At 69.7% G+C, this 26,222-nt stretch carries 26 protein-coding genes; 24 read left to right on the top strand and 2 right to left on the bottom strand.

The features are described 5' to 3' along the window. Positions 1 to 88 precede the first annotated feature (88 nt). The 18 genes from HNQ01_RS03065 (at position 89) to HNQ01_RS02975 (ending at position 16,977) form a co-directional block, all read left to right on the top strand. Entirely contained in the window at positions 89 to 730 is a 642-nt protein-coding gene (locus tag HNQ01_RS03065) for an energy-coupling factor ABC transporter permease (RefSeq protein ID WP_173803860.1), read from the top strand. Further along, complete coding sequence (gene cobM / locus HNQ01_RS03060) at positions 731 to 1,510, top strand: precorrin-4 C(11)-methyltransferase (RefSeq protein WP_173803859.1); 780 nt, start codon at positions 731 to 733, stop codon at positions 1,508 to 1,510. Further along, a complete protein-coding gene (locus HNQ01_RS03055) occupies positions 1,507 to 2,445 on the top strand; it encodes a sirohydrochlorin chelatase (protein WP_286180429.1) in 939 nt (312 codons plus the stop codon). Before cobM ends, HNQ01_RS03055 begins: the two co-directional genes overlap by 4 nt. Continuing rightward, positions 2,442 to 3,122, top strand: coding sequence for a precorrin-8X methylmutase (locus HNQ01_RS03050; protein WP_173803858.1), 681 nt, complete (start codon positions 2,442 to 2,444; stop codon positions 3,120 to 3,122). Before HNQ01_RS03055 ends, HNQ01_RS03050 begins: the two co-directional genes overlap by 4 nt. 20 nt (positions 3,123 to 3,142) lie before the next feature. Then, positions 3,143 to 4,267, top strand: a complete 1,125-nt coding sequence (locus HNQ01_RS03045) for a cobalt-precorrin-5B (C(1))-methyltransferase (RefSeq protein ID WP_173803857.1) — start codon at positions 3,143 to 3,145, stop codon at positions 4,265 to 4,267. Positions 4,268 to 4,279: 12 nt separating this feature from the next. Then, complete coding sequence (gene cbiE, locus HNQ01_RS03040; RefSeq protein ID WP_173803856.1) at positions 4,280 to 5,605, top strand: precorrin-6y C5,15-methyltransferase (decarboxylating) subunit CbiE; 1,326 nt, start codon at positions 4,280 to 4,282, stop codon at positions 5,603 to 5,605. After that, a complete protein-coding gene (gene cobI / locus HNQ01_RS03035; RefSeq protein ID WP_173803855.1) occupies positions 5,602 to 6,414 on the top strand; it encodes a precorrin-2 C(20)-methyltransferase in 813 nt (270 codons plus the stop codon). The genes cbiE and cobI overlap by 4 nt, the downstream gene beginning before the upstream one ends. Continuing rightward, positions 6,411 to 7,184, top strand: a complete 774-nt coding sequence (locus tag HNQ01_RS03030) for a cobalamin biosynthesis central domain-containing protein (protein WP_173803854.1) — start codon at positions 6,411 to 6,413, stop codon at positions 7,182 to 7,184. The genes cobI and HNQ01_RS03030 overlap by 4 nt, the downstream gene beginning before the upstream one ends. Continuing rightward, positions 7,181 to 8,260 (top strand): 5,6-dimethylbenzimidazole synthase, encoded by a 1,080-nt coding sequence (gene bluB, locus HNQ01_RS22125; protein ID WP_217427381.1) that lies wholly within the window; start codon positions 7,181 to 7,183, stop codon positions 8,258 to 8,260. The genes HNQ01_RS03030 and bluB overlap by 4 nt, the downstream gene beginning before the upstream one ends. Then, complete coding sequence (gene cobJ, locus HNQ01_RS03015; RefSeq protein WP_286180427.1) at positions 8,247 to 9,254, top strand: precorrin-3B C(17)-methyltransferase; 1,008 nt, start codon at positions 8,247 to 8,249, stop codon at positions 9,252 to 9,254. The genes bluB and cobJ overlap by 14 nt, the downstream gene beginning before the upstream one ends. Further along, a complete protein-coding gene (locus HNQ01_RS03010) occupies positions 9,251 to 9,616 on the top strand; it encodes a (2Fe-2S) ferredoxin domain-containing protein (RefSeq protein ID WP_173803853.1) in 366 nt (121 codons plus the stop codon). Before cobJ ends, HNQ01_RS03010 begins: the two co-directional genes overlap by 4 nt. Before the next feature lie 64 nt (positions 9,617 to 9,680). Next, complete coding sequence (locus tag HNQ01_RS03005; protein ID WP_173803852.1) at positions 9,681 to 10,049, top strand: hypothetical protein; 369 nt, start codon at positions 9,681 to 9,683, stop codon at positions 10,047 to 10,049. A gap of 125 nt (positions 10,050 to 10,174) precedes the next feature. After that, complete coding sequence (locus HNQ01_RS03000) at positions 10,175 to 10,732, top strand: NADPH-dependent FMN reductase (RefSeq protein WP_173803851.1); 558 nt, start codon at positions 10,175 to 10,177, stop codon at positions 10,730 to 10,732. A gap of 40 nt (positions 10,733 to 10,772) precedes the next feature. Next, positions 10,773 to 12,089 carry a M16 family metallopeptidase gene (locus HNQ01_RS02995; RefSeq protein ID WP_173803850.1) on the top strand — a complete coding sequence of 439 codons (1,317 nt, stop codon included), beginning with the start codon at positions 10,773 to 10,775 and terminating at the stop codon, positions 12,087 to 12,089. A 120-nt stretch (positions 12,090 to 12,209) separates the two neighbouring features. Beyond that, the gene (locus HNQ01_RS02990) at positions 12,210 to 12,920 is read left to right on the top strand and encodes a substrate-binding domain-containing protein (protein ID WP_286180426.1); all 711 of its coding nucleotides are present in this window, start codon (positions 12,210 to 12,212) and stop codon (positions 12,918 to 12,920) included. A 72-nt stretch (positions 12,921 to 12,992) separates the two neighbouring features. Then, positions 12,993 to 14,021 (top strand): amidohydrolase family protein, encoded by a 1,029-nt coding sequence (locus HNQ01_RS02985; RefSeq protein ID WP_173804069.1) that lies wholly within the window; start codon positions 12,993 to 12,995, stop codon positions 14,019 to 14,021. 50 nt (positions 14,022 to 14,071) lie between these two features. Then, positions 14,072 to 15,748, top strand: a complete 1,677-nt coding sequence (locus HNQ01_RS02980) for a DUF262 domain-containing protein (protein WP_173803849.1) — start codon at positions 14,072 to 14,074, stop codon at positions 15,746 to 15,748. After that, entirely contained in the window at positions 15,745 to 16,977 is a 1,233-nt protein-coding gene (locus HNQ01_RS02975; protein ID WP_353621625.1) for a type II toxin-antitoxin system HipA family toxin, read from the top strand. The genes HNQ01_RS02980 and HNQ01_RS02975 overlap by 4 nt, the downstream gene beginning before the upstream one ends. A 97-nt stretch (positions 16,978 to 17,074) precedes the next feature. Here HNQ01_RS02975 and HNQ01_RS02970 read toward each other — a convergent pair whose 3' ends face one another. Next, positions 17,075 to 18,331: an NAD(P)/FAD-dependent oxidoreductase gene (locus HNQ01_RS02970; protein ID WP_173803848.1), complete on the bottom strand. Its 1,257-nt coding sequence runs from the start codon at positions 18,329 to 18,331 to the stop codon at positions 17,075 to 17,077. Between the two features lie 215 nt (positions 18,332 to 18,546). Continuing rightward, the gene (locus HNQ01_RS02965; RefSeq protein WP_173803847.1) at positions 18,547 to 20,784 is read right to left on the bottom strand and encodes an NADP-dependent isocitrate dehydrogenase; all 2,238 of its coding nucleotides are present in this window, start codon (positions 20,782 to 20,784) and stop codon (positions 18,547 to 18,549) included. A 335-nt stretch (positions 20,785 to 21,119) separates the two neighbouring features. Between HNQ01_RS02965 and ligK the strand changes: the two genes are divergently transcribed. From ligK to HNQ01_RS02935, 6 genes are all read left to right on the top strand, one after another. Continuing rightward, on the top strand, positions 21,120 to 21,803 hold the full coding sequence (gene ligK / locus HNQ01_RS02960) for a 4-carboxy-4-hydroxy-2-oxoadipate aldolase/oxaloacetate decarboxylase (protein WP_173803846.1): 684 nt from the start codon (positions 21,120 to 21,122) through the stop codon (positions 21,801 to 21,803). Between the two features lie 44 nt (positions 21,804 to 21,847). Continuing rightward, positions 21,848 to 22,867, top strand: a complete 1,020-nt coding sequence (locus HNQ01_RS02955; RefSeq protein WP_173803845.1) for a Bug family tripartite tricarboxylate transporter substrate binding protein — start codon at positions 21,848 to 21,850, stop codon at positions 22,865 to 22,867. Between the two features lie 76 nt (positions 22,868 to 22,943). Beyond that, on the top strand, positions 22,944 to 23,885 hold the full coding sequence (locus HNQ01_RS02950) for an amidohydrolase family protein (RefSeq protein ID WP_173803844.1): 942 nt from the start codon (positions 22,944 to 22,946) through the stop codon (positions 23,883 to 23,885). A 2-nt stretch (positions 23,886 to 23,887) separates the two neighbouring features. Further along, entirely contained in the window at positions 23,888 to 24,331 is a 444-nt protein-coding gene (ligA, locus tag HNQ01_RS02945; RefSeq protein WP_173803843.1) for a protocatechuate 4,5-dioxygenase subunit alpha, read from the top strand. A 3-nt stretch (positions 24,332 to 24,334) separates the two neighbouring features. Then, on the top strand, positions 24,335 to 25,219 hold the full coding sequence (locus tag HNQ01_RS02940) for a class III extradiol dioxygenase subunit beta (RefSeq protein ID WP_173803842.1): 885 nt from the start codon (positions 24,335 to 24,337) through the stop codon (positions 25,217 to 25,219). Positions 25,220 to 25,259: 40 nt separating this feature from the next. Further along, positions 25,260 to 26,216 (top strand): Gfo/Idh/MocA family oxidoreductase, encoded by a 957-nt coding sequence (locus tag HNQ01_RS02935; protein ID WP_173803841.1) that lies wholly within the window; start codon positions 25,260 to 25,262, stop codon positions 26,214 to 26,216. Positions 26,217 to 26,222: the final 6 nt, after the last annotated feature.

Raw genomic sequence — 26,222 nt, 5'->3', positions numbered from 1 at the left:
GCGGCCCCGTGCCGGGCCGGCTCGCGCCTGCCTGTCCGTTTCCCGTTCCACGAACCGTTCCCTGACCCTTGCCCACGGAGAGTTCCCGATGCACATCGAACCCGGTTTCCTGTCCCAGACCACCGTCGGCGCCGCCGGCGTCGCCGCCAGCGCGCTGCTGTCGGCGCACGCGCCGGCGCTGTGGCGCCGCCCCGCGCTGCTGCTGCGCACGCTGCTGGCGGGCGGCTTCTTCTCGGTGCTGATGCAGGCCTGGCACCTGCCGGTGGGGCCGTCCGAGCTGCACCTGGTCGGCGCGATGCCGATCTACCTGCTGTTCGGCTACCTGCCGACGCTGTTCGGATTCGCGCTGGGGCTGCTGGCGCAAGGGCTGCTGTTCGAGCCGCAGGACCTGATGCATCTGGCGGTCAATTCGCTGACGCTGATCGTGCCGCTGATGACCGTGCACCACACGCTGGGCCGGACGCTGTCGCCGAAGGCGGTGTCGGCGGGCCGAATGCTGCAGCTCGACGGCGCCTACTACGCCGGCGTCACGCTGATGGTGGGCTTCTGGCTGTCGCAGGGACTGAAGGCCACCGCGCTGGCCGACTGGGCCGCGTTCGCCGCGTCCTACCTGGCGCTGGTGGCTGTCGAGCCGCTGCTCACCATCGCGCTGGTGCGTGGCAGCCGTCGCCTGGGTCAGGCGGGCTGGGCGCGCCTGTGCCTGGACGAGCGCCTGACGCTGGGCGCCTGAATGAGCGGCACCGTCTGGTTCGTCGGCGCCGGCCCCGGAGACTCGGAGCTGCTGACCGTCAAGGGCCGCGCGCTGATCGAGCGCGCCGGAGCGATCCTGTTCGCCGGCTCGCTGGTGAACGAGGCCGCGACCCGCTGGGCGCCGCCGGGCTGCGTCATCGCCGACAGCAAGGAGATGACGCTGCCGCAGATGGCCGCCTGGCTGATCGCGCAGGCCGGCGCACACGAGACGGTGGTGCGCCTGCAGACGGGCGACCCGGCGCTCTACGGCGCGCTGATCGAGCTGGTGCAGCCGCTCGACGCCGCCGGCGTGCCGGTGCGCGTCGTGCCCGGCGTGTCGTCGGCGATGGCCTCGGCGGCGGCGGCGGTCGAGAGCTTCACGCTGCCGGAGGTGACGCAGAGCGTCATCTTCACCCGCGTCGAGGGCCGCACGCCGATGCCGCCGGGCGAGGACCTGGCCTCGCTGGCGGCACACCGCACGACGCTGTGCATCTTCCTGTCGATCACGCTGCTGCACAAGGTCGAGGCCGGACTGCGCGCGGCGGGCTGGCCGGAGGACGCGCCCATCGTCGTCGTCCACAAGGCCAGCTGGCCGGGCGAGGAGCGCATCGTGCGCGGCACCCTCTCAGACATCAAGCAGCGCTGCCGCGACGCCGGCATCGTCAGTCAGGCCATGATCATCGCCAGCCCCACGCTGGGCGCGCGCCACTGGCCGGACCTCGTCAAGTCGAAGCTCTACGACCCGGGCTTCACCCACCGCTTCCGCAAGGCTTCCGCATGAACGCAATGAATGGCATGACCGCTTCCCACGACACCATCCTGCTGGTCGGCCACGGCTCGCGTGAGGAATCCGGCAACGAAGAGATCCGCGAGTTCGTCGCGCAGTGGCGCGCGCGCCAGCCGGGCTGGCGCATCGAGGTCTGCTTCATCGAGTTCGCGCCGCCCTCGCTGCACGACGGCCTGATCGCCGCCGCGCAAGGCTCGCGCCGCGTGCTGGTGCTGCCGCTCATCCTGAACGCCGCCGGTCACGTGAAGATGGAGATCCCGGAGGCGATCGAGCACGCCCGCGCGCACTGCCCGGGCACCGAATTCCTCTACGGCCCGCACCTGACCGCCTGCGATCCGATCCTGGCGATCCTCAAGCGCCGGCTGCGCAAGGCGATGAACGCGCTCGACATGCCGGATCCGACCACGACCGGCGTGATCCTGCTCGGCCGCGGCTCCTCCGACCGCGGCGCCAACGGCGACATGGCCAAGATGGCGCGCTGGCTGCAGGAGGAGGGCGACCACGAGCTGGTCGATCTGGCCTTCACCGGCATCACCTTCCCGCGGCTGGAGCGGGTGGTGCAGCGCCAGGCGCTGATCGGCATGACGCAGATCGTCGTGCTGCCCTACTACCTCTACACCGGCACGCTGATGCAGCGCATCCACCGCCAGGTCGAGCACCTGCGCGCGCAGTATCCGCGGATCCGCTTCACCTGCTCGACGCACTTCGGCTTCGAGGGTGAAATCTTCGCGCTGCTGGAGCAGCGCGTCGCCGACCTGCAGGCCGGCACGCCCGACAGCCGCCTGCCCTGCGACGGCTGCAGCTACCGCGAGATCGCGCACGACCTGGGCCACGGCCACTCGCACGAGCACACGCATCAGCCTGCGCACGCCCATGCGCCGGCGCCGGCCGTGATTCCCGTGCACCCGGTGGAGGCCCTGCCGGCATGAGCACCGTCAACACCGTCACCGAGCAGCTCACCCGCGCCGGCCAGGCGATCGAGCACGACAGCTTTGCCATCATCGACGCCGAGGCGGGAGCGCACCGCTACACGCCCGAGCAGTGGCCGATCGTGCGCCGCATGATCCACGCCAACGCCGACTTCGAGTTCAACGGCCTGACCGACTTCCACCCGGACGCGGTCGAGGCCGGCGTGCAGGCCATGCTGCGCGGCGGCACGCCGGTGGTGGCCGATGTCGAGATGATCTGCTCCGGCCTGTCGCGCCCGCGCCTGGCGCACTTCGGCATGGCGACGCACCAGTTCATCAGCGACGCCGACGTGATCGCGCGGGCCCAGGCCGAGGACACCACCCGCGCGGTGCAGGCGATGCGCAAGGCGCACCGGCTCGGGCGTCTGGATGGCGCGATCGTCGGCATCGGCAACGCGCCGACCGCGCTGATCGAGCTGGTGCGGCTGATCCGCGAGGAGGGCGTGCGTCCGGCGCTGGTGGTCGGCATGCCGGTGGGCTTCGTCTCGGCGGCCGAGTCCAAGGACCTGATGGCCGAAGTCGCCGAGGTGCCGTGGATCGTCATCCGCGGCCGCAAGGGCGGCTCGACGCTGGTGGTGGCGGCGGTGCACGCGCTGCTGTCGCTGGCCGAGGCACGACAGAAGGCCAGCGCGGCCTGACGGCGGGAAAGGCCGCTTCCATGATGGACAAGACCGTCAAGCGCGGCACGCGCACCGGCTTCACCACCGGCGCCTGCGCGGCCGCGGCCGCCCGCGCCGCCGCGCTCGGACTGGTCGAGGGCACGGTGCCGGCCGAGATCGAGAGCCTGCTGCCCAACGGCGACCGGGTGCGCTTCGTCGTGCACGACGGCCGCTGCGAGGGCGAGGGCACCGGACGCTCGGCCCACGCGATGGTGGTGAAGTTCGCCGGCGACGACCCCGACTGCACCGATGGCGCGCACCTCACCGCCGATGTCCAGGTCGATGCGGCCCGTCCCGGCGTCGTCACGCTGCACGGCGGCTTCGGCGTCGGCACCGTGACGATGGCCGGGCTGGGGCTGGAGGTCGGCGGGCCGGCCATCAACCCGGTGCCGCGCGCCAACATCGAGGTCAATGTGCGCGAGGTCGCTGCCGGCCTGCTCGACGAGGTGGGGCTCTCGGTGACGATCTCGGTGCCCCAGGGCGTCGAGATGGCGAAGAAGACGCTCAACGCGCGGCTCGGCATCCTGGGCGGCATCTCGATCCTGGGCACCACCGGCATCGTCAAGCCCTATTCCACATCGGCCTACCGCGCCAGCGTGGTGCAGGGCGTGCAGGTGGCTGCCACCCTCGGTCACGGCGTGGTCGTGCTGACCACCGGCGGGCGCACCGAGCAGTTCGCGATGCGTGAGCGCCCCGCGCTGCCCGCCGCCTGCTTCGTGCAGATGGGCGACTTCCTGCGCTACGCGCTGGACGAGGCGGTGGCGCAGGGGCTGCGCGAGGTGGTGATCGGCGGCATGGTCGGCAAGCTGACCAAGATCGCCCAGGGCGAGACCATCACCCACGCCAACCGCGCCGAGGTCGACACCGGCCTGCTGGCCGAGCTGGCCGCCGGCATCGGCGCGCCGCTCGACGAGTGCGCCGCCATCGCCGCCGCCGAGACCGCCCGCTTCGCCGCCGAGCGCATGGAGGCGCTCGGGCTGTTGAACGAGTTCCACGCCGCGCTGGCGCAGAAGGTGGTGGCCACGCTGACCGCGCCCGAGCGCTACGGCCTGCGCTTCCACCTGCAGGTGCTGGTCTGCGATTTCGAGGGCCGAAAGATCGCCGAGGCGAGTTCGGCCCGCTGACGAGGAATGCTGATGAACACCGATGTCTTTCCGGATCCCAACCCCTGCCGGGTGCTGGGCGTGCTCGACGACGGCGCGGCCAGCCTGAGCGCGACGGCGCGGGCGCATCTGCGTGCCGCCGACCGCGTCATCGGCGGCGCGCGCACGCTCGCGCTGCTGGAGGCCGAGATCCGCCCCGACGCCGAGCGGCTCGATCTGACCGGGCGCCTGTCCGCCGTGCCCGGCTGGGTGAGCGAGGCGCGCGAGGCCGGCCGCAAGGTGGTGGTGCTGGCCACCGGCGACCCGCTGTGTCACGGCATCGCCGGCTTCCTGGCCGCGCGGCTGTGCGTGCAGGCCGTCGAGGTGCTGCCCAATGTCTCGACGCTGCAGCTGGCCTGCGCGCGCGTGGGGCTGGTCTGGCAGGACGCGAAGATCGTGTCGATCCACGCCAAGGACGCCGGCGAATGGCAGGTCGGTGCGCCACCCGCGCACGGTCTGCACGCGCTGGCGCAGGCGCTGCGCGCGCACGACCGCCTGCTGGTGCTGACCAGCCCCGAGAACACGCCCGCGCGCATCGCCCGGCTGCTGCTCGCCGAGGGGCAGGGCGACGACTTCCGCATGGCGGTGGCCGAGCGGCTGCTGCAGCCGGACGAGCGGGTGCGCGCCGAGCTGGCGCCGGCCGAAGTGGCCGAGGCGCCGCCGCAGGCCTTCGCCGATCCCAATGTGGTGCTGCTGTGGCGGGTGCGCCCGCGGCCGAACCCGGTGCGCTTCGGCCTGGCCGACCGCGACTACCACCAGCGTCAGCCCGACAAGGGCCTGATCACCAAGCAGGAGGTGCGCGCGGTGTCGCTGGCGCGGCTGCAGCTGCGCGCCGACAGCGTGGTGTGGGACCTCGGCGCCGGCTCCGGCTCGGTCGGGCTGGAGGCGGCGCGGCTGTGCCCGCAGGGCCACGTCTGGGCGATCGAGAAGAACGAGGCCGACGTCGCCATCGCGCGCACCAACCGCGATGCCTTCGCGGTCTCGAACCACACGCTGGTGCACGGCCGCGCGCCCGAGGGGCTGGAGGCCTGGCCCGATCCGGACGCCGTCTTCATCGGCGGCTCCGGCGGCGAGCTCTCCAGCCTGATCGCGCTGTGTCTGCGCCGGCTGCGTCCGGGCGGTCATCTGGTGATGAACTTCGTGACGCTGGAAAACCTGGCGGTGGCCACGCAGGCGCTCAAGGCGATGGTGGCGACCGATGCGATCGACTGGGACGTGCTGCAGCTGCAGGCCGCGCGCAGCCGCCCGATCCTCGACATGCACCGCATGGCGGCGGAGAACCCGGTGTGGATCGTCTGCGCCCGCAAGGAGGCCGCATGAATCCGGGCCTGAAGAAGATGGGCACGCTGCACGGCGTCAGCCTCGGCCCCGGCGATCCGGGCCTGATCACGCGGCGCGCCTGGGCGCTGCTGGAGCGCCCCGACACCGCCTGGGTCTACCCGGCGCGCAGCACGAAGACGCCGAGCTACGCCTTCGACATCGTCGCGCGCGCGGGCCTGGTGCCGCCGGCCGACCACCAGAGCCTGCTGTTCCCGATGACGCACGACGGTGACAAGCTCGCCCGCGCCTGGCTGCGCGCCGCCGAGGTGGTGTGGCCGAAGCTGCAGGCCGGGCAGGACGTGCTTTTCCTGGTCGAGGGCGACGCCAGCACCTACGCCACCTTCGGTCACCTGGCGCGCACGCTGCGCGCGCTGGCCGAGGACGAGGGCGCCGAGCTGCCGGTCGAGGTGGTGGCCGGCGTCAATGCCTTCACCGCCGCCTGCGCCACGCAAGGCCTGCCGCTGTGCGAACAGGACGACACCGTGGCGCTGGTGCCCGCCGCCTACGGCGTCTCGGCGATCGACCGGCTGCTGGCCGACTTCGACACCCTGGTGCTGCTGAAGGTCAAGCCGCTGATCGGCGAGCTGGTGGACTGGCTGGAGCGGCGCGAGCTGCTCGGCCATGCCAGCTTCGTCGAGCGCTGCGGCGCACCCGACGAGCAGGTCGCCGACACGCCCGAGGCCCTGCGCGCGCTGCGCGAGCGCAAGGTCAGCTACCTCTCCTTGATGATCGTGCGCAGCCCGCACCGGGTGCGCGGCGAGCGCATCCGCGGCTGCCTGAAGAAGACCTCGCCTGGAGTCGCCGCATGAACGCTGTCCCGTCCGTTTCTCCTGCCGATGCGCGCGTCTGCATCTGCATCGTCGCCATCACGAAGCACGGCGCTGCGCAGGCCGCGGCGCTGGCGCGCCAGCTGCCGCAGGCGTCGATCTGCACCTCGGCCAAGTTCGCCGGCGCGTTTGCCGACGTGGCCAACCCGGTGCGTGCGTATGAGGGCGCGTTGCGCGACGAGATCGCGCCGTTGTTCGAGGGCTTCGACCAGCTGGTCTTCTTCGTCTCGCTCGGCGCCGTGGTGCGGCTGATCGCGCCGCACCTCAAGAACAAGGACGTCGATCCTGGCGTGACGGTGATCGACGACGCCGGCCAGTTCGTCATTCCGGTGCTCTCGGGCCACGTCGGCGGCGCCAACGCGATGGCCGAGCAGGTCGCCGCGCTGATCCAGGCCACGCCGGTGGTGACCACCGCGTCGGACGTCGGCCGCACGATTCCGGTCGACATCCTCGGGCGCGAGCTGGGCTGGCGCGTCGAGGCGCCGAAGATCAACATCACCCGCGTCTCGGCGCATGTGGTCAACGGCGAGTCGATCGCCTTCGTGCAGGAGGCCGGCCGCCCCGACTGGTGGACCCGGCCGACGCCGCTGCCGGCCAGCATCGAGCGCCTGACGCGCTTCGACGAGGTCGATCCGGCCCGCCACCAGGCGGTGCTGTGGGTGACCCACGCCGAGATCGCGCCCGAGGTCTGGACGCGCTGGGCCGAGCGCCTGGTGGTCTACCGCCCGCCGCGCGAGGACGCCGCCGCATGAGGCCGCGCCTTGCGCTCGGCCTGGGCTGCGACCGCGGCACGCCCGAGGCCACGCTGCGCCAGGCCATCGACGAGGCGCTAGCGCAGATCGGCGCCGCTTGGGCCGACGTGGCCGCAGTCGCCAGCATCACCCTCAAGGCCGACGAAGTCGGCCTGCTGGCGCTCTGCCGTGCCCAGGGCTGGACGCCGGTCTTCCACGCGCCCGAGGTGCTGGCCCAGGTCGCCGTGCCCAACCCGTCCGAGACGGTGCGCCGTCACACCGGCACGCCCTCGGTCAGCGAGGCTGCCGCGCTGCTGTCCGCCGGCTGTTCGGACGATCCGCGCGCGCTGCTGGTCGAGAAGCACCGCCTGCGCGGGCCGGACGGCCGCCACGCCACCGTGTCGGTGGCTCGGATGGCGCAGGCGGACGCGCAGGTCGGCGGCGCCAGCGGCCCGGTTTTCGGCGCTGCCGAACGCCTGGCGCTGCAGGCGCTGATGGCGGCCCGGCGCGACGTGCGGCACTTCAGGCCCGGCGCGACGATTGCGACGGAGGTGCGCGCGCGCCTGCTGCAGGCCCTGGCGCTGGCGCCCTCGGTCGGGCTGATGCAGCCGTGGCGCTTCGTGCGCATCGTCTCGGACGCCCGTCGGCAGGCGCTGGCCGGGCTGGTCGAGCAGGAGCGCCAGCGCACTGCCGAGGCCCTCGGCGAGCGTGACGATGAGTTCCTGCGCCTGAAGGTCGAGGGCCTGCAGGACTGTGCCGAGATCTGGGTCGCGGTGCTGCCGGCCGACGATGGCACCGTCTTCGGCCGGCGCACGATGCCGCGCGAGATGGCGCTGTGCTCGCTGGCCTGCGCGATCCAGAACCTCTGGCTGACCGCGCGCGCCGACAACCTCGGCCTGGGCTGGGTCTCGATGTTCGAGCCGGCAGCAGTGGCCGCTGTGCTCGGGCTGGCCGAGGGCGAGCTGCCCGTCGGCCTGCTGTGTCTGGGGCCCGCCGCCCGGCATCACGACCGGCCGATGCTGGAGATCGAGGGCTGGCGCCAGCGCCGCCCGCTGCATGACTTCCTTGTGGATGAACCTTCCGATGAACGCTCCTGAATCCTTCGATGCCGCCGTGCCCGCCGGCAAGATCATGCTCGTGGGCATCGGCCCCGGCAGCGTCGAGCACATGACCGCGCGCGCCCGCAGCGCCATCGCCGAGGCCGACGTGGTGGTCGGCTACGTCACCTACATCAAGCTGGTCGCCGACCTGCTCGACGGCAAGGAGGTCGTGCGCAAGGGCATGACCGAGGAGCTCGACCGCGCCGTCAGCGCGCTCGACGCCGCCCGCGCCGGCAGGAAGGTGGCGCTCATCTCCAGCGGCGACGCCGGCGTCTACGGCATGGCCGGGCCGACCTACGAGGTGCTGTTCCAGGCCGGCTGGACGCCCGAGGGCGACGTCGCGGTCGAGATCGTGCCGGGCGCCTCGGCGCTCAACAGCTGCGCCGCGCTGGTCGGCGCGCCGCTGACGCACGACTTCTGCGCCATCTCGCTCTCCGACCTGCTCACGCCCTGGCCGGTGATCGCGCGCCGGCTCGACGCGGTGGCGATGGCCGACTTCGTCGTCGCGCTCTACAACCCCAAGAGCGGCCGGCGCACGCGCCAGATCGTCGAGGCGCAGCGCCTGTTCCTGCGCCACCGCCGCGCCGACACGCCGGTGGCGATCGTCAAGAGCGCCTACCGTCGGCGCCAGAACGTCGTCTTCACGACGCTGGCGCAGATGGCCGAGCAGGACATCGGCATGCTCAGCACCGTGCTGATCGGCAACAGCAGCACCTTCGTGCGCGACGGCCTGATGGTCACGCCGCGCGGCTACGCCAACAAGTACGACATGGACGAGGGCGGCGCCACCCGCGACGGCGAGAAGGCCGGCCGCTCGCTCTCCACCGGCCTGAACGGCTGGCTGGAGGCGCTGCAGATCGACCACGCCGCCGGCGAGAGCGTCGAGCAGCTCGCTGCGCGCCACCGCCTGCCCATTGACTACATCCGCGCCACGCTGGACGAGCCGCTGGAAGCCGCCGCCGCCGATCTGCCCGAGGAGAGCGAAGCATGAGCGAGACGACCGTCAAGCCCAGAATCGGCGCCTACCGCCGCCACCTGCTGGTCTGCACCGGCCCGCGCTGCACCCAGGATGGCGAGGCGCAGGCGCTGTTCGACAGCCTGGGCGAGAAGTTCAAGGCCGCGGGCCTGAACGACGGCGAGCTGCGCGTCAAGCGCAGCCGGGTGAGCTGCTTCGCCGCCTGCAAGGGCGGCCCGGTGATGTGCGTTCAGCCCGACGGCACCTGGTACCACGACGTCACGCCGCAGAACATGGACCGCATCATCGCCTCGCACCTGGTCGGCGGCGAACCGGTCGATGATCTGGTCTTCTACCAGGGGCCGGGCACCTGCGCGGACGACGGCGCGGGCGGCTGAAGCAACGGGGGAGAGCGCGCTTTTCGGCGCATCCGTCCTTGGCGGGGCATGTTGCACTGGCACGATGGACGACCCCCCCGTTGCCGCAGAACGCCGCGTCATCGAGATTCGCGTCAACGCGCCGCGCAAGCCCGCGCCGGGCCAGGCCTGCAACGGCTGCGGCCTGTGCTGCCTGACCGAACCCTGCCCGGTCGGCATGCTCGCCAGCCAGCGCCGCGACGGCGCCTGCCGGATGCTCGAATGGGACGAAGGCGCCGCGCGCTATGTCTGCGGCCTGCTGACCGGCCAGCACGCACCGCTGCCCGTCTGGCTGCGCCCGGCCGCCCCGCTGCTGCGCCGCAGCGCCCGCCGCCTGATCGCCGCCGGCATCGGCTGCGACTGCACGCTGGAGGTGGAATCCGCAGGCGCCGAGCTGCGCGGCGACCGACACTGAGCGTCGGACCCGTCCGACACGCCTGCGCAGGTCCGGCCGACAGCGCCGGCGCACGCTGCGGCGCACCATGAGGACATGCCGGCTTCGCACCCTTGCGGGCCCCGGCGCCGAACACGGAGTTCCTCATGCCTGATTCCCGCACTCGCCTCCTCGTCGTCACCGGCAGCCTGCGCCGCGCCTCGTTCAACCGCATGGTCGCGCAGACGCTGCCGGAGCTGGTGGCCGCCGATGTCGAGATCGCGCTGCATGCGACGCTGGGCGACATTCCGCTCTATGACCAGGACACCTTCGACGCCGGCCTGCCCGACGGCGTGGCGCGGCTGGCCGAGGCGGTGTTCGCGGCCGACGGCGTGGTGATCGTGACGCCGGAATACAACTACTCGGTGCCGGGCGTGCTGAAGAACGCGCTGGACTGGCTCTCGCGCCTGCCGGGCAAGCCGCTGTCCGCCAAGCCGGTGGCGCTGCAGAGCGCGTCGATGGGCGTTCTCGGCGGCGTGCGGGCGCAGTACCACCTGCGCCAGGTGCTGGTCGCGCTCGATGCGCGCGTGATGAACCTGCCCGAGGTGATGATCGGCCAGGTGCAGAACAAGGTCGATGCCGACGCCGGCCGCCTGGTCGACGGCGACTCGAGGGAGCACATCCGCCACCAGCTCGACGCCTTCGTGCGCTTCATCCGCCGCTGAGCGGCCGTCGCGTCGGGGGGCCTGCCGGCACAATGCCGGCATGACCCATTCCCTTTCCCGCCCGACCTGCGGCGACGACGACACCGAGGTCCTGGTCCTGCCCAACGGCGTGCGCATCCTGGCGGTGCGGCCCCCGCATCTGGCCAGCACGAACGTCAGCATCTACGTGCGCACCGGCAGCCGCCACGAGAGCGCGCGGCTCAACGGCATCAGCCATGTCGTCGAGCACATGGCCTTCAAAGGCACCGCGACGCGCGACTGCCAGCAGATCAATCTCGAGGCCGAGCTGCTCGGCGCCGAGGTCAATGCGCACACCGACAAGGACCACACCGCCTACCACATGCGCGGCCTGGCGCGCGACGCGCTGAGCTTCGTGCGCATGCTGGGCGACATCGTGCGCCACGGCAGCTTTCCCGAGGCCGAGCTGGAGCGCGAGCGCCAGGTGATCCTGCAGGAGTTCATCGAGGACGAGGACGACGCGCTCTCCACCGCCTTCAAGCTCTTCGACGAGGCCTCGTTCGGCAGGCATGCGCTGGCGCAGCCGGTGATCGGGCGGCGGCGCAACATCGAGCGTTTCAGCCGCGACGAGCTGACCGGCTATGTCGCGCGCCAGTACACCGGCAGCAACCTGATCGTTGCGGTGTCCGGCCCGGTCGATCCGCAGGCGCTGGCGCGCGAGGTCGAGGCGGTCTTCGGCGACATGCCCACCGGCACGCCCAATCTCGTGGCGCCGCCGACCTGGGTCGGCGGGGTGAAGAGCCGGCGCCAGGCGGGCTCCAGCCAGACGCATCTGGTGGCCGGCTTCCCGCTGCCCGACCGGCTCGATCCGCTGGCCGCCACCGGCGTGATGGCCGCGGCGGTGCTGGGCGAGGGCATGAGCTCGCCGCTGCTCGACCGGGTGCGCGAGCGCCTGGGGCTGGTCTACTACGCCGGCTGCTCGACCGACCAGTCGGATCTGGCCGGGCAGTTCGTGCTGGAGGCCTCGACCACGGCCGAGCACCTTGAGGCCTGCCAGGACGAGATCGTCGCGCTGCTGCAGGCGCAGGCCGAGCGGGTCAGCGAGACCGACCTGCTGCGCGCGCGCAACCAGATCGCGGTGCGCGCGGTGCGCCAGCGCGAGGGCGCGCAGCACCGGTTGGAGATGGCCGCGCTCGACCTGTTCGCGCTCGGGCGGGTGCGCAGCGGCGCCGAGTGGATGGCGGCGCTGGAGGTGGTGGACGCCGACGCGGTGCGCGACTGCACCCGGCGCATGCTGGCCGCGCCGGCCGCGGTGGCGATCAGCGGCAAGGTGCCGACCGGCACCCGCGAGCGTACCGAGGAGCGCATGGAGCGCCTGCGCAGCACCGTGACGGGCTGAGCGGCATCCGGGACAACCCGGATCAGCAATGCCGAGGGAAGATAGCTGCTAGTTCCCGCCGACTCTGGCCGGCATGGCGGTGGCTGCCGAGAATGCGCGAAGTCTCCCTCAGGATTTCGCATGACCTCCGACCCCCGCGCGCTGCCGTCGCCCGTCAAGGGCATTTCCTCGATGGCCACCCGCCAGCTGCTGGCCGAGCTGGTCGCCGACTGGCAGGGCCGCAGCGGCCGCCAGGCCGAGATCGCCTCGGTCGGCGGCGTCGATGCCGCCAGGCGGGTCGCTGCGGGCGAAGCCTTCGACGTGGTGATCCTGGGCTCGGACGCGATCGACAAGCTGATCGCCGGCGGCCATGTGCAGCCAGGCAGCCGGGTGGATCTGGTGCGCTCGGGCGTGGCGGTGGCGGTGCGCTCGGGCGCGCCGCACCCCGATCTGTCCAGCGAGGACAGCGTGAAGGCCGCCGTGCTGGCCGCGCGCAGCGTGAGCTACTCGACCGGCCCGAGCGGTGTCGCGCTGGCGAAGCTGTTCGAGCGCTGGGGCATCGCCGCCGAGGTGGCCGCGCGGCTGGTGACGCCGCCGCCAGGCACGCCGGTGGGTTCGCTGGTGGCCGCGGGCGAGGTCGAGCTGGGCTTCCAGCAGCTCAGCGAGCTGATCCACGTCGAGGGCATCGACATCGTCGGCCCGCTGCCTGACGCCATCCAGATCACCACCATCTTCTCGGCCGGCGTCGCCGCCCGCTGCACTCAGCCGGACGCCGTGCGCGCGATGCTCGACTTCATGACCTCGCCCGAGGCCGTCGCGGCCAAGCGTCGCCAGGGCATGGAGCCGGCCTGAGCCCAGCGCTCCCGCCTGCGCCGACCGTCTTTCCGTCTTTTCACCGAGCCCCCCATGAGCCAAGCCCAACCCCTGATCATCGACGTCCACGGCCACTACACCACCGCGCCGGCCGCGCTGGGCGCCTGGCGCGACCTGCAGATCGCCGCGCTGAAGGACCCGAGCCAGAAGCCCGACCCCAAGGCCCTGAAGATCAGCGACGACGAGCTGCGCGAGTCGATCGAGAAGAACCAGCTGCGCCTGATGAAGGAACGCGGCTCGGACCTGACCATCTTCAGCCCGCGCGCCAGCTTCATGGCGCACCACATCGGCGACTTCGAGACCTCGTCGACCTGGGCCGCCATCTGCAACGAGCTGTGCTACCGCGTCAGCCAGCTCTTCCCGGACAACTTCATCGGCGCGGCGATGCTGCCGCAGTCGCCGGGCGTGGACCCGAAGACCTGCATTCCCGAGCTGGAGCGCTGCGTCAAGGACTACGGCTTCGTCGGCATCAACCTGAACCCGGATCCGTCGGGCGGCCACTGGAACAGCCCGCCGCTGACCGACCGCCACTGGTACCCCATCTATGAAAAGATGGTCGAGCACGACATCCCGGCGATGATCCACGTCTCGACCAGCTGCAACAGCTGCTTCCACACCACCGGCAGCCACTACCTGAACGCCGACACCACCGCCTTCATGCAGTGCCTGCAGGGCGATCTGTTCAAGGACTTCCCGACCCTGAAGTTCCTGATCCCGCACGGCGGCGGCGCGGTGCCTTACCACTGGGGCCGTTTCCGCGGCCTGGCGCAGGAGATGAAGAAGCCGCTGCTCGACGAGCATCTGCTGAACAACATCTTCTTCGACACCTGCGTCTATCACCAGCCGGGCATCGACCTGCTGACCAAGGTGATCCCGGTGAAGAACATCCTGTTCGCCTCCGAGATGATCGGCGCCGTGCGCGGGATCGACCCGCAGACCGGCTACTACTACGACGACACCAAGCGCTACGTCAACGCCACCGAGAACCTGACGGACGAGGAGCGCTTCCTGGTCTATGAGGGCAATGCGCGGCGCGTGTTTCCTCGGCTGGATGCGGCGCTGAAGGCCCGCGGGCGCTGATCGACGTATCGCAGAGACCGCACCGCAAGGCGGGGTGAGAGAATCCCCGCATGCATGCTGTCTCATCTTCCGAACCGCCGGAACTGCTGGAAGCGCGGCCCGAGGCTCGGGCTTTCAAGATCGAGGATCTGATGCAGCAGATCCGGGCTGGGAGGCTGCGAATCCCGTCGTTCCAGCGTCGCCTCGCTTGGGATCGCAATGACGCGCGCAAGCTCGTCGACAGCCTCTACCGGGGCTATCCGGTGGGTACGTTGCTATTCTGGGAAAGCGAGGCCCAGGCCGAGCGGTTGCAATGGGGCGAGTGGCGACTGGAGGCGCCGTACCTGCCCAATGCGCTGCTCGTCGTCGATGGACAGCAGCGGTTGGTGTCGCTCGCTCGCATCCTGCTGACGTCTGACGAGGACGGCGACGACTTCACGCTGCTGTTCGATCTGGACAAATGCAGCTTCCATGCCCCGTCGCCGACGTTGCATGTCGAGGCTGATCCGGGGCGCTGGCTGCCGCTGAACCGCATCCTCGATTCGGAACGGCTGTTTGCATGGCTGTTCGATCATGCTGGCAGTCGCGAGCGGCGCGAGCAAGCGCTGCTGCTGGGCAAACGGCTGCGCGAGTACGACATTCCCGCCTACGTCGTGCGCAGCGGCAGCGAGGCGACGCTGCGAGAGATCTTCGGGCGACTCAATTCGAGCGGCAAGCGGCTCAGTGATGCCGAGGTGTTCGATGCCCTCAACGGCGCGCGGGCCGGGCAGTCGAAGGCATCTCTGAAGGCTCTTGTCACCACGCTGGCGGCGTCGACCGAATTTGGCTGCATCGACGAGGATCTGCTGTACCGGCTGGTGCGGGTGGTCCAGGGGATGGACGTGATCGTCGGTGGCACTGCCGAGCCACTGCGTCTTGCGCCGCAGACCGCGCCGGACGTGTTTGCACGCACCGAGGCTCTGGCGGACCGCGTGATCCGTTTCGTGCGTCTCGATGCTGGCATTGCGCACCACGATCTGCTGCCGTACCGGCTGCCGCTGGTGACGCTGGGCAAGTTCTTCCTGCATCATCCTCAGCCTCGACCCCGCTCGCGCGAACTGCTGGCGCGCTGGCTATGGCGAGGTGCGCTGGATGGTTCGCATACCGGCAACACGGTGGCGACGCGCTCGGCACTGGATCGCATCGATCCGCACGATGAGGAAGGTTCGGTGCAGCGGCTGCTCGGCATGGTGGCGCGGCAGCCTGTGCCCGGACCATCGACCGGGGAGCGATTCAATTTCCGCCATGCCACGGCCAAGCTGATGTCACTGGCCCTGTTGGATCTGGAGCCGCGCGACCTGCGGACCGGCGAGCCGATCGACATTGGCTATTGGCTCGATCGCCGGGGCGACGAGACGACCGGGGCCGCGGCGGATCCTCCGTTCGCGCAGATCCTGCGCAGTGCTGCTGCGGCGCCCGATGCGCTGCGGAGCGTGGCCAACCGTCTGGTGCATCCAGGATCTGCCGGACTGAAGGCCCTGCTGATTCGCACGACCGATGCGGACGTGCTGGCGTCGCACGCCATCACTGCCCAGGCTCACGCCGCGTTGCTAGCCGGTGATGACGCCGGTTTTCTGCGCGCCCGTGCGGAGCGGCTTGCTCTGCATCTGCCACCGTTCTTCGCCCGCCATGCCCGTTGGGAGGCGAGTGACCGGCCGTCGCTGGCATCGCTGTGCGTGCCGGAGGATGACGACGAGGAGGCGCCGTGATCCCGGGTGGGGCCGCCCCTGCGTCACGCCTGCTGGTTCTGCTGAACGAGCTGCCTGTCGGGGTGCTGGCACTGGACGCGACGGGGCATTGCGAGTTCCGGCTGCTGGCGTCGTGGCAGACAAGTGTGCCGCGCCCTGTCCTGGGACAGGTCTTCGAGGACGATCCTGTTCGGGCTCGGCGTGCCAAGTCGCGCCTGCCGGCATGGTTCTCCAATCTCCTGCCCGAAGGTGCGCTGCGCGAATTGCTCAAGCACGGCATCAGCGAGCGCGAGTTCGTGCTGCTGCAGACGCTGGGAGCGGATCTGCCTGGGGCGGTGAGGGTCGTTCCGGCGGGTGAGGCCGACGGAGCAGATACGTTGCCTGGCGCTGCCGCGCTGGAGTCCGACGAGGTGGATGCCGCCGCGGGCTGGCATTTCTCGCTCGCGGGTGTGCAGCTCAAGTTCTCCGCGTTGCGCACGCAGCGTGGCATGACCGTTCCGGTGGCGGGCCTGGGCGGAGACTGGATCCTTAAGCTGCCCGATCAGCGCTACCCGGGCGTACCGGCCAACGAGTACGCGACGATGCTGTGGGCGCGGGCCAGTGGCATCACGGTGCCGGAGTGCGCGTTGATCGATCTGGCGGCGGTGAGCGGTCTGCCTGCGTCGATCCGACCACCTCGTGGTGAGCGGCAGGCGTTCGTGATTCGTCGTTTCGATCGACCGGCTTCGGGGCGGCGAATCCACATCGAGGACTTCGCCCAGGTACTCGATCTCTACCCGGAGCGCAAGTATGAGCGCTTCAACATCGAGACGATCGCCCGGATCACGCTGGCGCTGGCTGGCCCCGATGATCTGGCCGAGCTGGTGCGGCGGCTGGTTTTCCTGGTGGCCAGCGGCAACGGCGATGCGCATCACAAGAACTGGTCCCTCCAGTATCCGGACGGACTGAAGGCCCGGCTGTCGCCGGCCTACGACTTGGTCTCGACGATCCAGTACCTGCCTGACGACCGGATGGCGCTCAACTTCGGTGGATCGAAACGCTGGCAGGACGTGCGGCTGGACACGTTCCGGCGGCTGGCCCGCAAGATCGGTAGCGACGAGACCCGTCTGGTGGCGCAGACAGTCGAGGCGATCGAGGCCGTGCAGCGGGCTTGGCTGATGCACGCCGCTGATTTCGGCTACGACGCGGCGCAGCGTCGTCGTCTCGACGTCCACATGAGCGAGGTACCCCTGTTGTCCACCTCGGGGTAAGCGCGCGCCGAGCCGGCACTGGACGGCGACAGCTGGATCCTGAGCGGCGCCAAGACCTGCATCTCGAACGGTATGCAGGGCCTGTCGACGCCGCCCGTCAGGCCGTTTCCGGCACCGCCTTGTGCTGCCCCAGATCCACGAAGGCCGCCATGACCTTGTGCGGGTTGTGCATCAGCTTCTCCTTCCACTCGCCGAGGTGGCGGCGGGTCTGGATCAGGCCGCGGATCGCGCCGACGTGGTTGCAGTTGCCGATGGTGATGGCGCCGACCATGCGGTCGTTCTTGAAGCACAGGCGGGTGTAGAGGAAGTTCTTCTCGTCCACTTCCTCGACCATCTCGCCGCCTTCCACGCCCTGCCACTGGCCGAAGGTGTGCGAGATCAGGCCGCCGATGTCGAGCACGTTCATGCTCAGGCTGCCGCGGTAGGGCATGTGCTTGCCGGCCATGTTCAGCGCGGCGATGCGGCCGTGTTCGGTCGCGGTGGGCTGCAGCGCGTGCACGACCCATTCGCCGGTCGAGAAGTCGCGGCCCTGCGCCACGTCGCCGGCAGCGTAGACGTGCGGCACCGTGGTGCGCATGAAGTGGTCGACCACCACGCCCTGGTCGATCCTGGCGCCGGTGCCCTCCAGGAACGAGACGTTCGGCTTCACGCCGGTGGCCAGGATGATCAGGTCGGCCTCGATCACCTGGGTGTCCATCACCAGACGCGGGCCCGGCTCGATGCGCTCGGTGCGGCCCTTGGTGATGACGTCGACGCCGCGCTCCTCCAGCCAGCGCTGCATCATGCTGCTGCCGGCCGGCGCCATCATCGTGCGCAGGATCTGCCCGGCGCGCCCGGCGATGACCGACAGCTTCACGCCCGTGCCCACCAGCGACTTCATGCACACGCCGGCCACGAAGCCCGCGCCCACCATCACGACGCGGTTGCCGGGCTTGAGCTTCTCGGCGATCGCGCGCGCGTCCTCCAGCGTCCAGCAGGTGACCACGCCGGGCAGGTCGGTGCCGGGAATCGGCGGCAGCGACGGCGACGAGCCGGTCGCCACCAGCAGGCGGTCGTAGTCCAGCACGGTGCCGTCGTCCAGGTCGACCGTGCCGCCGTCCTCGCGCGCATGCACCTTCAGCGCCTTGCGGTTCAGGTAGCGGATGCGCTGGTGGTCGTAGTGCAGCTCGGTCTTGCGCTGCAGCGCGCCGGTCTCGTCGATCGAGCGGTTCAGCACATAGGGAATCGCCATGCGCGCATACGGCTCGCCCGGCTCGCCGCCGACCAGCGTGATCTCGCCGGTGGGGTCCTCCTTGCGCAGTGTCTCCGCTGCGCGCACGCCGGCGGGGCCGGCACCGATCAGGACATATTTCATGGTCTCTTCTCCGTGGGTCAGCGGTGGCCCGTCCGCCGCTCCTGCACGGCATCAGGCCGGACCACCTATGCAGGCACCAGCCTAACCACTGCAACTTACAGCGTTGTCAGGAATCGTGACACCACGGCAAAAAGCCCCGGCCGGGATCTCCCGGGCGGGGCGCTCAGGAGCCGGCGCCACGGCGGCGCGCCGGCTTCAGCAGCTCACAGGACCACTCAGGCGCCGACCGATTCCAGCGCGGCGTTGAAGGTGGCGCTCGGGCGCATCACTTCGGCCAGCTTGGCGGTGTCGGGCTTGTAGTAGCCGCCGATGTCGACCGCGTGACCCTGGACCGAGTTCAGCTCCTCGACGATCTTGGCCTCGTTGGCGGCCAGGCTCGCGGCCAGCGGCGCGAACTTCGCGGCCAGCTCGGCGTCCTCGGTCTGCGCGGCCAGTTCCTGCGCCCAGTACATCGACAGGTAGAACTGGCTGCCGCGGTTGTCGAGCTCGCCGGTGCGCGGGCTCGGCGACTTGCGGTTGTCCAGCAGCTTGCCGGTGGCCGCGTCCAGCGTCCGGGCCAGCAGCTTGGCGCGGGCGTTGCCGTTCTTGATGCCCAGCTCCTCGAAGGAGACCGCCAGCGCCAGGAACTCGCCCAGCGAGTCCCAGCGCAGGTGGTTCTCCTCCACCAGCTGCTGCACATGCTTCGGGGCCGAGCCGCCGGCGCCCGTCTCGTACATGCCGCCACCGGCCATCAGCGGCACGATCGACAGCATCTTGGCCGAGGTGCCCAGTTCCATGATCGGGAACAGGTCGGTCAGGTAGTCGCGCAGGATGTTGCCGGTGGCGCTGATGGTGTCCAGGCCGCGGATCACGCGCTCGAGCGTGTAGCGCATCGCGCGCACCTGGCTCATGATCTGGATGTCCAGGCCGGTGGTGTCGTGCTCGTGCAGGTACATCTTGACCTTGCGGATCAGCTGCGCCTCGTGCGGGCGGTAGCTGTCGAGCCAGAAGACGACCGGCATGCCCGAGTTGCGCGCGCGGTTGACGGCCAGCTTGACCCAGTCGCGGATGGCGGCGTCCTTGACCTGGCACATGCGCCAGATGTCGCCTTCCTCGACGTTCTGCGTCAGCAGCACTTCACCGGTCTCGATGTCGGTGATGTTGGCGACACCGTCTTCCGGGATCTCGAAGGTCTTGTCGTGCGAGCCGTATTCCTCGGCCTGCTGCGCCATCAGGCCGACGTTGGGCACGGTGCCCATGGTCTTCGGGTCGAAGTTGCCGTGCCACTTGCAGAAGTTGATCATCTCCTGGTAGATGCGGGCGAAGGTCGACTCCGGCATCACGGCCTTGGCGTCCTTCAGGCGGCCGTCGGCGCCATACATCTTGCCGCCAGCGCGGATCATCGCCGGCATCGAGGCGTCGACGATCACGTCGTTGGGCGAGTGGAAGTTGGTGATGCCCTTGGCCGAGTCGACCATCGCCAGTTCCGGACGGTGCTCGTGGCAGGCGTGCAGGTCGCGCTTGATCTCGTCGCGCTGCGAGGCCGGCAGCTTCTCGATCTTGGTGTACAGATCGACCATGCCGTTGTTGACGTTCACGCCGAGCTGCTTGAAGGTCTCGGCGTGCTTGGCGAACGCGTCCTTGTAGAAGATCTTGACGCAGTGGCCGAACACGATCGGGTGCGACACCTTCATCATCGTCGCCTTGACGTGCAGCGAGAACATCACGCCGGTCTTGCGGGCATCCTCGATCTGCGCCTCGTAGAAGTCGCACAGCGCCTTCTTGCTCATGAACATCGAGTCGATGACCTCGCGGTCCAGCAGCGCGACCTTCTCCTTCAGCACGACGGTCTGGCCCGACTTGGTGATCAGCTCCATGCGCACGTTGCGGGCGCGGTCGAGCGTCATCGACTTCTCGCCGTGATAGAAGTCGCCGTGGTGCATGTGCGAGACGTGCGTGCGCGAGGCCTGGCTCCACTCGCCCATGCTGTGCGGGTTCTTGCGGGCGTATTCCTTGACGGCGCGCGGCGCGCGGCGGTCGGAGTTGCCCTCGCGCAGGACCGGGTTCACCGCCGAGCCGGTGCACTTCGAGTAGCGCGCCTTCAGCGCCTTTTCCTCGTCGTTCTGCGGGTTCTCCGGGTAGTCGGGGATGGCGTAGCCCTTGGCCTGCAGCTCCTTGATCGCGGCCTTGAGCTGCGCGATCGAGGCGCTGATGTTGGGCAGCTTGATGATGTTGGCCTCGGGGCGCAGCGTCAGCTTGCCCAGCTCCGCCAGGTGATCCGCGACGCGCTGCTCTTCGGTCAGGTACTCCGGAAAGCTCGCCAGGATGCGGCCGGCGACCGAGATGTCGCTGGTGGTCACGTTGATGCCGGCCTGCGCGGCGAAGGTGCGGACGATCGGCAGGAACGAGGCGGTCGCCAGGAACGGCGCCTCGTCGGTCAGCGTGTAGACGATGGTCGGCTGCTTCGTGGTCATTCAACTATCTCCGTTGTGGGGGCTTCGGATGAAGCGCGACCCGCGCCCCGCGCGGGTCGAGTTCTGTCGGGGTCTTTCTTTCCCGGGTGAAATTGTCTCTCACAGTGCGGGAAGTGTCTCCGTGGCGCGCAATGTCGCACGTCTTCCTGTCAGGACGCTGGCTGTGCGCTGCGCATGATCTCGGGAAATTCCCGCATAACCGATGCCGTGGTGCGATAGCTGCTAGTCGATTGCCTGCCTGTACGGCATGGCGGTGCCCGGACAGAATCGGCGCAGCCCCATCAGGCCTGCCGGTCTGGTCCCGAACGAATTCCGCCCTCAGGAGCTTTCCCGTCATGTACGAACTCGGCGTCGTCTACCGCAACATCACCCGTGCCGACCGCGAGGCCACCGACCGTCTGGCGGCCCTGGGCTCGGCCACCGTGCACGAGGCGATGGGCCGCGTCGGCCTGCTCAAGCCCTGCATGCGCCCGATCCAGGTCGGCACCCAGGTCTCGGGCACCGCGGTTACCGTGCTGCTGCACCCGGGCGACAACTGGATGATGCATGTGGCCGCCGAGCAGATCCAGCCGGGCGACATCGTCGTGGCCGCGATCACCGCCGAGTGCACCGACGGCTACTTCGGCGACCTGCTGGCCACCAGCTTCATGGCCCGTGGCGCGCGTGCGCTGATCATCGACGCCGGCGTGCGCGACGTGAAGACGCTCAAGGAGATGGGCTTCCCCGTCTGGTCCAAGGCGATCAGCGCCAAGGGCACGATCAAGGCCACGCTGGGCTCGGTGAACATCCCGGTGGTGTGCGCCGGCATGATGGTCAACCCGGGCGACGCGATCGTCGCCGACGACGACGGCGTGTGCTGCGTGCCGGCCGCCCGCGTGGTCGAGGTGGCCGCGGCCGCCGCCAGGCGCGAGAGCTTCGAGGGCGAGAAGCGCGACATGCTCGCCAGCGGCGTGCTGGGCCTGGACATGTACAAGATGCGCGAGCCGCTGGCCAAGGCCGGCCTGCGCTACATCGACTGAGATCGCGCCTCGACGCGCGATCCGGCTTTTCCCAGGAGACAACGATGACCGATCGATTCACCCGCCCGAGCCGCAAGGGCTTCCTGAAGCTGGCCGCTGCCGGCGCCAGCGCCGCGCTCGGCCTGGGCGCGCTGCCCGCGCTGGCCGCCGATCCGGCGCCGGAATGGCCCACCAAGCCGGTGCGCATCATCACGCCCTTCCCGGTCGGTGCCGGCCCGGAGGCGGTGGTGCGGCTGCTGGCCGACAAGCTGCAGAAGGCCTGGGGCAAGCCGGTCATCGTCGAGAACCGCCCGGGCGGCAACGGCTTCATCGCCATCGACGCCTTCCGCCAGGGGGCCAAGGACGGCCACGACCTGATCCACCTGGACAACGTGCATCTGGTCGCCTATCCGCACCTGTTCAAGAAGCTGCCCTACGACCCGGTGAAGGACTTCGAGCCGGTGCTGCCGCTGTTCCGCGCCAACTTCTTCGTCACCACCGCGGCGGGCAGCAAGTACCGCACCATCGGCGACGTGCTGGCCGATGCCAAGGCCAATCCGGGCAAGCTGAACTACGGTTCCTGGTCGGTGGGCAACCCGGTGCACCTGGGCACCGCGCTGCTGGAGGCCATGACTGGCACCGAGATGCAGCATGTCATCTACAAGGAGACCTCGCAGCTCTACACCGGCGTGGCTAACGGCGAGCTGAACTTCGCGCTGGGCACGATGGCCACGGCCGGCCCGCTGCAGCGCGCGGGGAAGATCAAGTTCATCGGCACCACCGGCCTGAAACGCCACCCGGCCTTCCCGGACGTGCCGACGGTGGCCGAGTCGGGCGGCCCGGCCGGCTACGAGGTCTCGGGCTGGACGACCATCGCCACGCCGAAGGGCCTGCCCAGGGCGGTGGCCGAGCGCATCCAGCGCGACATCGAGAAGGCGCTGGCCGAGCCGGACGTCGCGCAGCGCTACGCCAGCTTCGGCTACGACACCTTCCCGATCAGCCGCGAGCAGTTCGGCAGCTTCATCCAGTCCGAATCGACCAAGTGGGCCGGCGTGATCCAGCGCGCCAAGGCCTCGCTGGACTGATATCGAGACGCGCCGTGGCGGCGCCGGACCGGCCGTGCCTTCCTCTTTCCCAGATCGATCCCAAGGACTGATTCCCATGAGCAAGCCCACCACGGGTGACTTCACGAAGACCGCCGGCTGGCTGGACTGGTACACCAGCCCGAGCACGCCCAAGTTCCGGCTGCCGGCCGGCGCGGTCGACGCGCACTGCCACGTCTTCGGCCCCGGCGCCGAGTTCCCGTACGCGCCGGAGCGCAAGTACACGCCCTGCGACGCGTCCAAGCACGAGCTCTATGCGCTGCGCGACCACCTCGGCTTCGCCCGCAACGTGATCGTGCAGGCCACCTGCCACGGCGCCGACAACCGCGCCATGGTCGATGCCTGCCTCTCCTCGGGCGGCAAGGCGCGCGGCGTGGCCACCGTCAAGCGTTCGGTGACCGACGAGGAGCTGCAGGCCCTGCACGCCGCCGGCGTGCGCGGCGTGCGCTTCAACTTCGTCAAGCGCCTGGTCGACTTCACGCCGAAGGACGAGCTGCTGGAGATCGCCGAGCGCATCGCCCGGCTGGGCTGGCATGTCGTCATCTACTTCGAGGCGGTCGACCTGCCGGAACTCTGGGACTTCTTCACCGCGCTGCCCACCACCGTGGTCGTCGACCACATGGGCCGCCCGGATGTCTCCAAGCCCATCGACGGCCCCGAGTTCGAGCTGTTCCTGAAGTTCATGCGCGAGCACCCGAACGTCTGGAGCAAGGTGAGCTGCCCGGAGCGTCTGTCGGTCACCGGCCCGAAGGCTTTGGGCGGCGAGCAGGCCGCCTACCAGGACGTCGTGCCCTTCGCGCGCCGCGTGGTCGAGGAGTTCCCGGACCGCGTGCTGTGGGGCACCGACTGGCCGCACCCGAACCTGAAGGACCACATGCCCGACGACGGCCTGCTGGTCGACTTCATCCCGCACATCGCGCCGACGCCCGAGCTGCAGCAGAAGCTGCTGGTCGACAACCCGATGCGGCTGTACTGGCCCGAGGAAACCCAAGGAGCCTGAGCATGGCACTCGACAAGCCCTACAAGGACATTCCCGGCACCATCATCTTCGACGCCGAGCAGTCGCGCCGCGGCTACTGGCTCAACCAGTTCTGCATGAGCCTGATGAAGGCCGAGAACCGCGAGCGCTTCAAGGCCGACGAGCGCGCCTACCTCGACGAGTGGGCGATGACGGAAGAGCAGAAGCAGGCCGTGCTGGCACGCGACCTCAACTGGTGCATGCGCACCGGCGGCAACATCTACTTCCTGGCCAAGATCGGCGCCACCGACGGCAAGAGCTTCCAGTACATGGCCGCCACGATGACCGGCATGACACAGGAGGAATACATGCAGATGATGCTGTCGGGCGGCCGCTCGGCCGAAGGCAACCGCTACATCGGCGAGAACGGCGACGCGCAGGCGCACAACCAGCCTCAGGGCAAGTCCCACCCGAAGAAGGAAGCCTGACCCATGGCCCGCATCACCGCCTCCGTCTACACCTCGCACGTGCCGGCCATCGGCGCCGCGATCGACCTGGGCAAGACCCACGAGCCGTACTGGCAGCCGCTGTTCAAGGGCTTCGAGCCCAGCAAGCAGTGGATGAAGGACAACAAGCCGGACGTGATCTTCCTGGTCTACAACGACCACGCGACCGCGTTCAGCCTGGACCTGATCCCGACCTTCGCGATCGGCACCGCCGCCGAGTTCAATCCGGCCGACGAGGGCTGGGGCCCGCGCCCGGTGCCCAAGGTCGTCGGCCACCCGGAGCTGGCCTCGCACATCGCGCAGTCGGTGATCCAGGACGACTTCGACCTGACCATCGTCAACAAGATGGACGTCGACCACGGCCTGACCGTGCCGCTGAGCCTGATGTGCGGCCAGCCCGACGCCTGGCCCTGCCCGGTGATCCCCTTCGCGGTCAACGTGGTGCAGTACCCGGTGCCGTCGGGCCGTCGCTGCTACAACCTCGGCCGCGCGATCCGCAAGGCGGTCGAGAGCTTCGACCAGGACCTGAACGTGCAGATCTGGGGCACCGGCGGCATGAGCCACCAGCTGCAAGGCGCGCGCGCCGGCCTGATCAACCGCGAGTGGGACAACGCCTGGCTCGACAGGATGATCGATGACCCCGAGGCCGCCGCCGCCACGCCGCACATCGACTACGTGCGCGAGGCCGGCAGCGAGGGCATCGAGCTGGTGATGTGGCTGATCGCGCGCGGCGCGATGGCCGACGTGCCGGCCTTCGGCGCGCCGGAAGGCGCCCCGGTCGGCCCGAAGCCGCGTCTGGCGCACCGCTTCTACCATGTGCCGGCGAGCAACACCGCCGTCGGCCACGCCATTCTCGAGAACCAGGGCTGAGCCTCGCGCTCGTGCCCTTCACAGAACAGGACGTTTCCCCATGAGCAAGACCATCAAGGTGGCGCTGGCCGGCGCTGGCGCCTTCGGCATCAAGCACCTGGACGGCATCCGGAACATCGACGGCGTCGAGGTCGTCTCGCTGATCAGCCGCGATCTGGAAAAGACCCGTGAAGTCGCCGACAAGTACGGCATCAAGCACGTCACGACCGATCTGGCCGACAGCCTGGCGATGCCCGAGGTCGACGCGGTCATCCTGTGCACCCCGACGCAGATGCACGCCAGCCAGACGCTGGCCTGCCTGAAGGCCGGCAAGCATGTGCAGGTCGAGATCCCGCTGTGCGACGTGCTGGCCGACGGCGAGGAAGCCGTGGCGCTGGCCGAGAAGAGCGGCCTGGTGGCGATGTGCGGCCACACCCGCCGCTTCAACCCCAGCCACCAGTGGGTGCACAAGAAGATCGCGGCAGGCGAGTTCAACATCCAGCAGATGGATGTGCAGACGTACTTCTTCCGCCGCACCAACATGAACGCGCTGGGCCAGCCGCGCTCGTGGACCGACCACCTGCTGTGGCACCACGCCGCGCACACGGTAGACCTGTTCGCCTACCAGTGCGGCTCGCCGATCGTGAAGGCCAACGCCGTGCAGGGTCCGATCCACCCGACGCTGGGCATCGCGATGGACATGAGCATCCAGCTCAAGGCCGCCAACGGCGCGATCTGCACGCTGAGCCTGTCGTTCAACAACGACGGCCCGCTGGGCACCTTCTTCCGCTACATCGGCGACACCGGCACCTACATCGCCCGCTACGACGATCTGGTCAACGGCAAGGAAGAGAAGATCGACGTGTCGAAGGTCGACGTGTCTATGAACGGCATCGAGCTGCAGGATCGCGAGTTCTTCGCCGCCATCCGCGAAGGCCGTCAGCCCAACAGCAGCCTGGCCCAGGTGCTGCCGTGCTATCAGGTGCTGCATCAGCTCGAGCAGCAGCTGAACGCCTGAACTTCT

This window comes from Sphaerotilus uruguayifluvii, assembly GCF_013294065.1.
Lineage (GTDB): Bacteria > Pseudomonadota > Gammaproteobacteria > Burkholderiales > Burkholderiaceae_C > Sphaerotilus > Sphaerotilus uruguayifluvii.
This window is presented reverse-complemented; position numbering and strand designations above follow the sequence as displayed.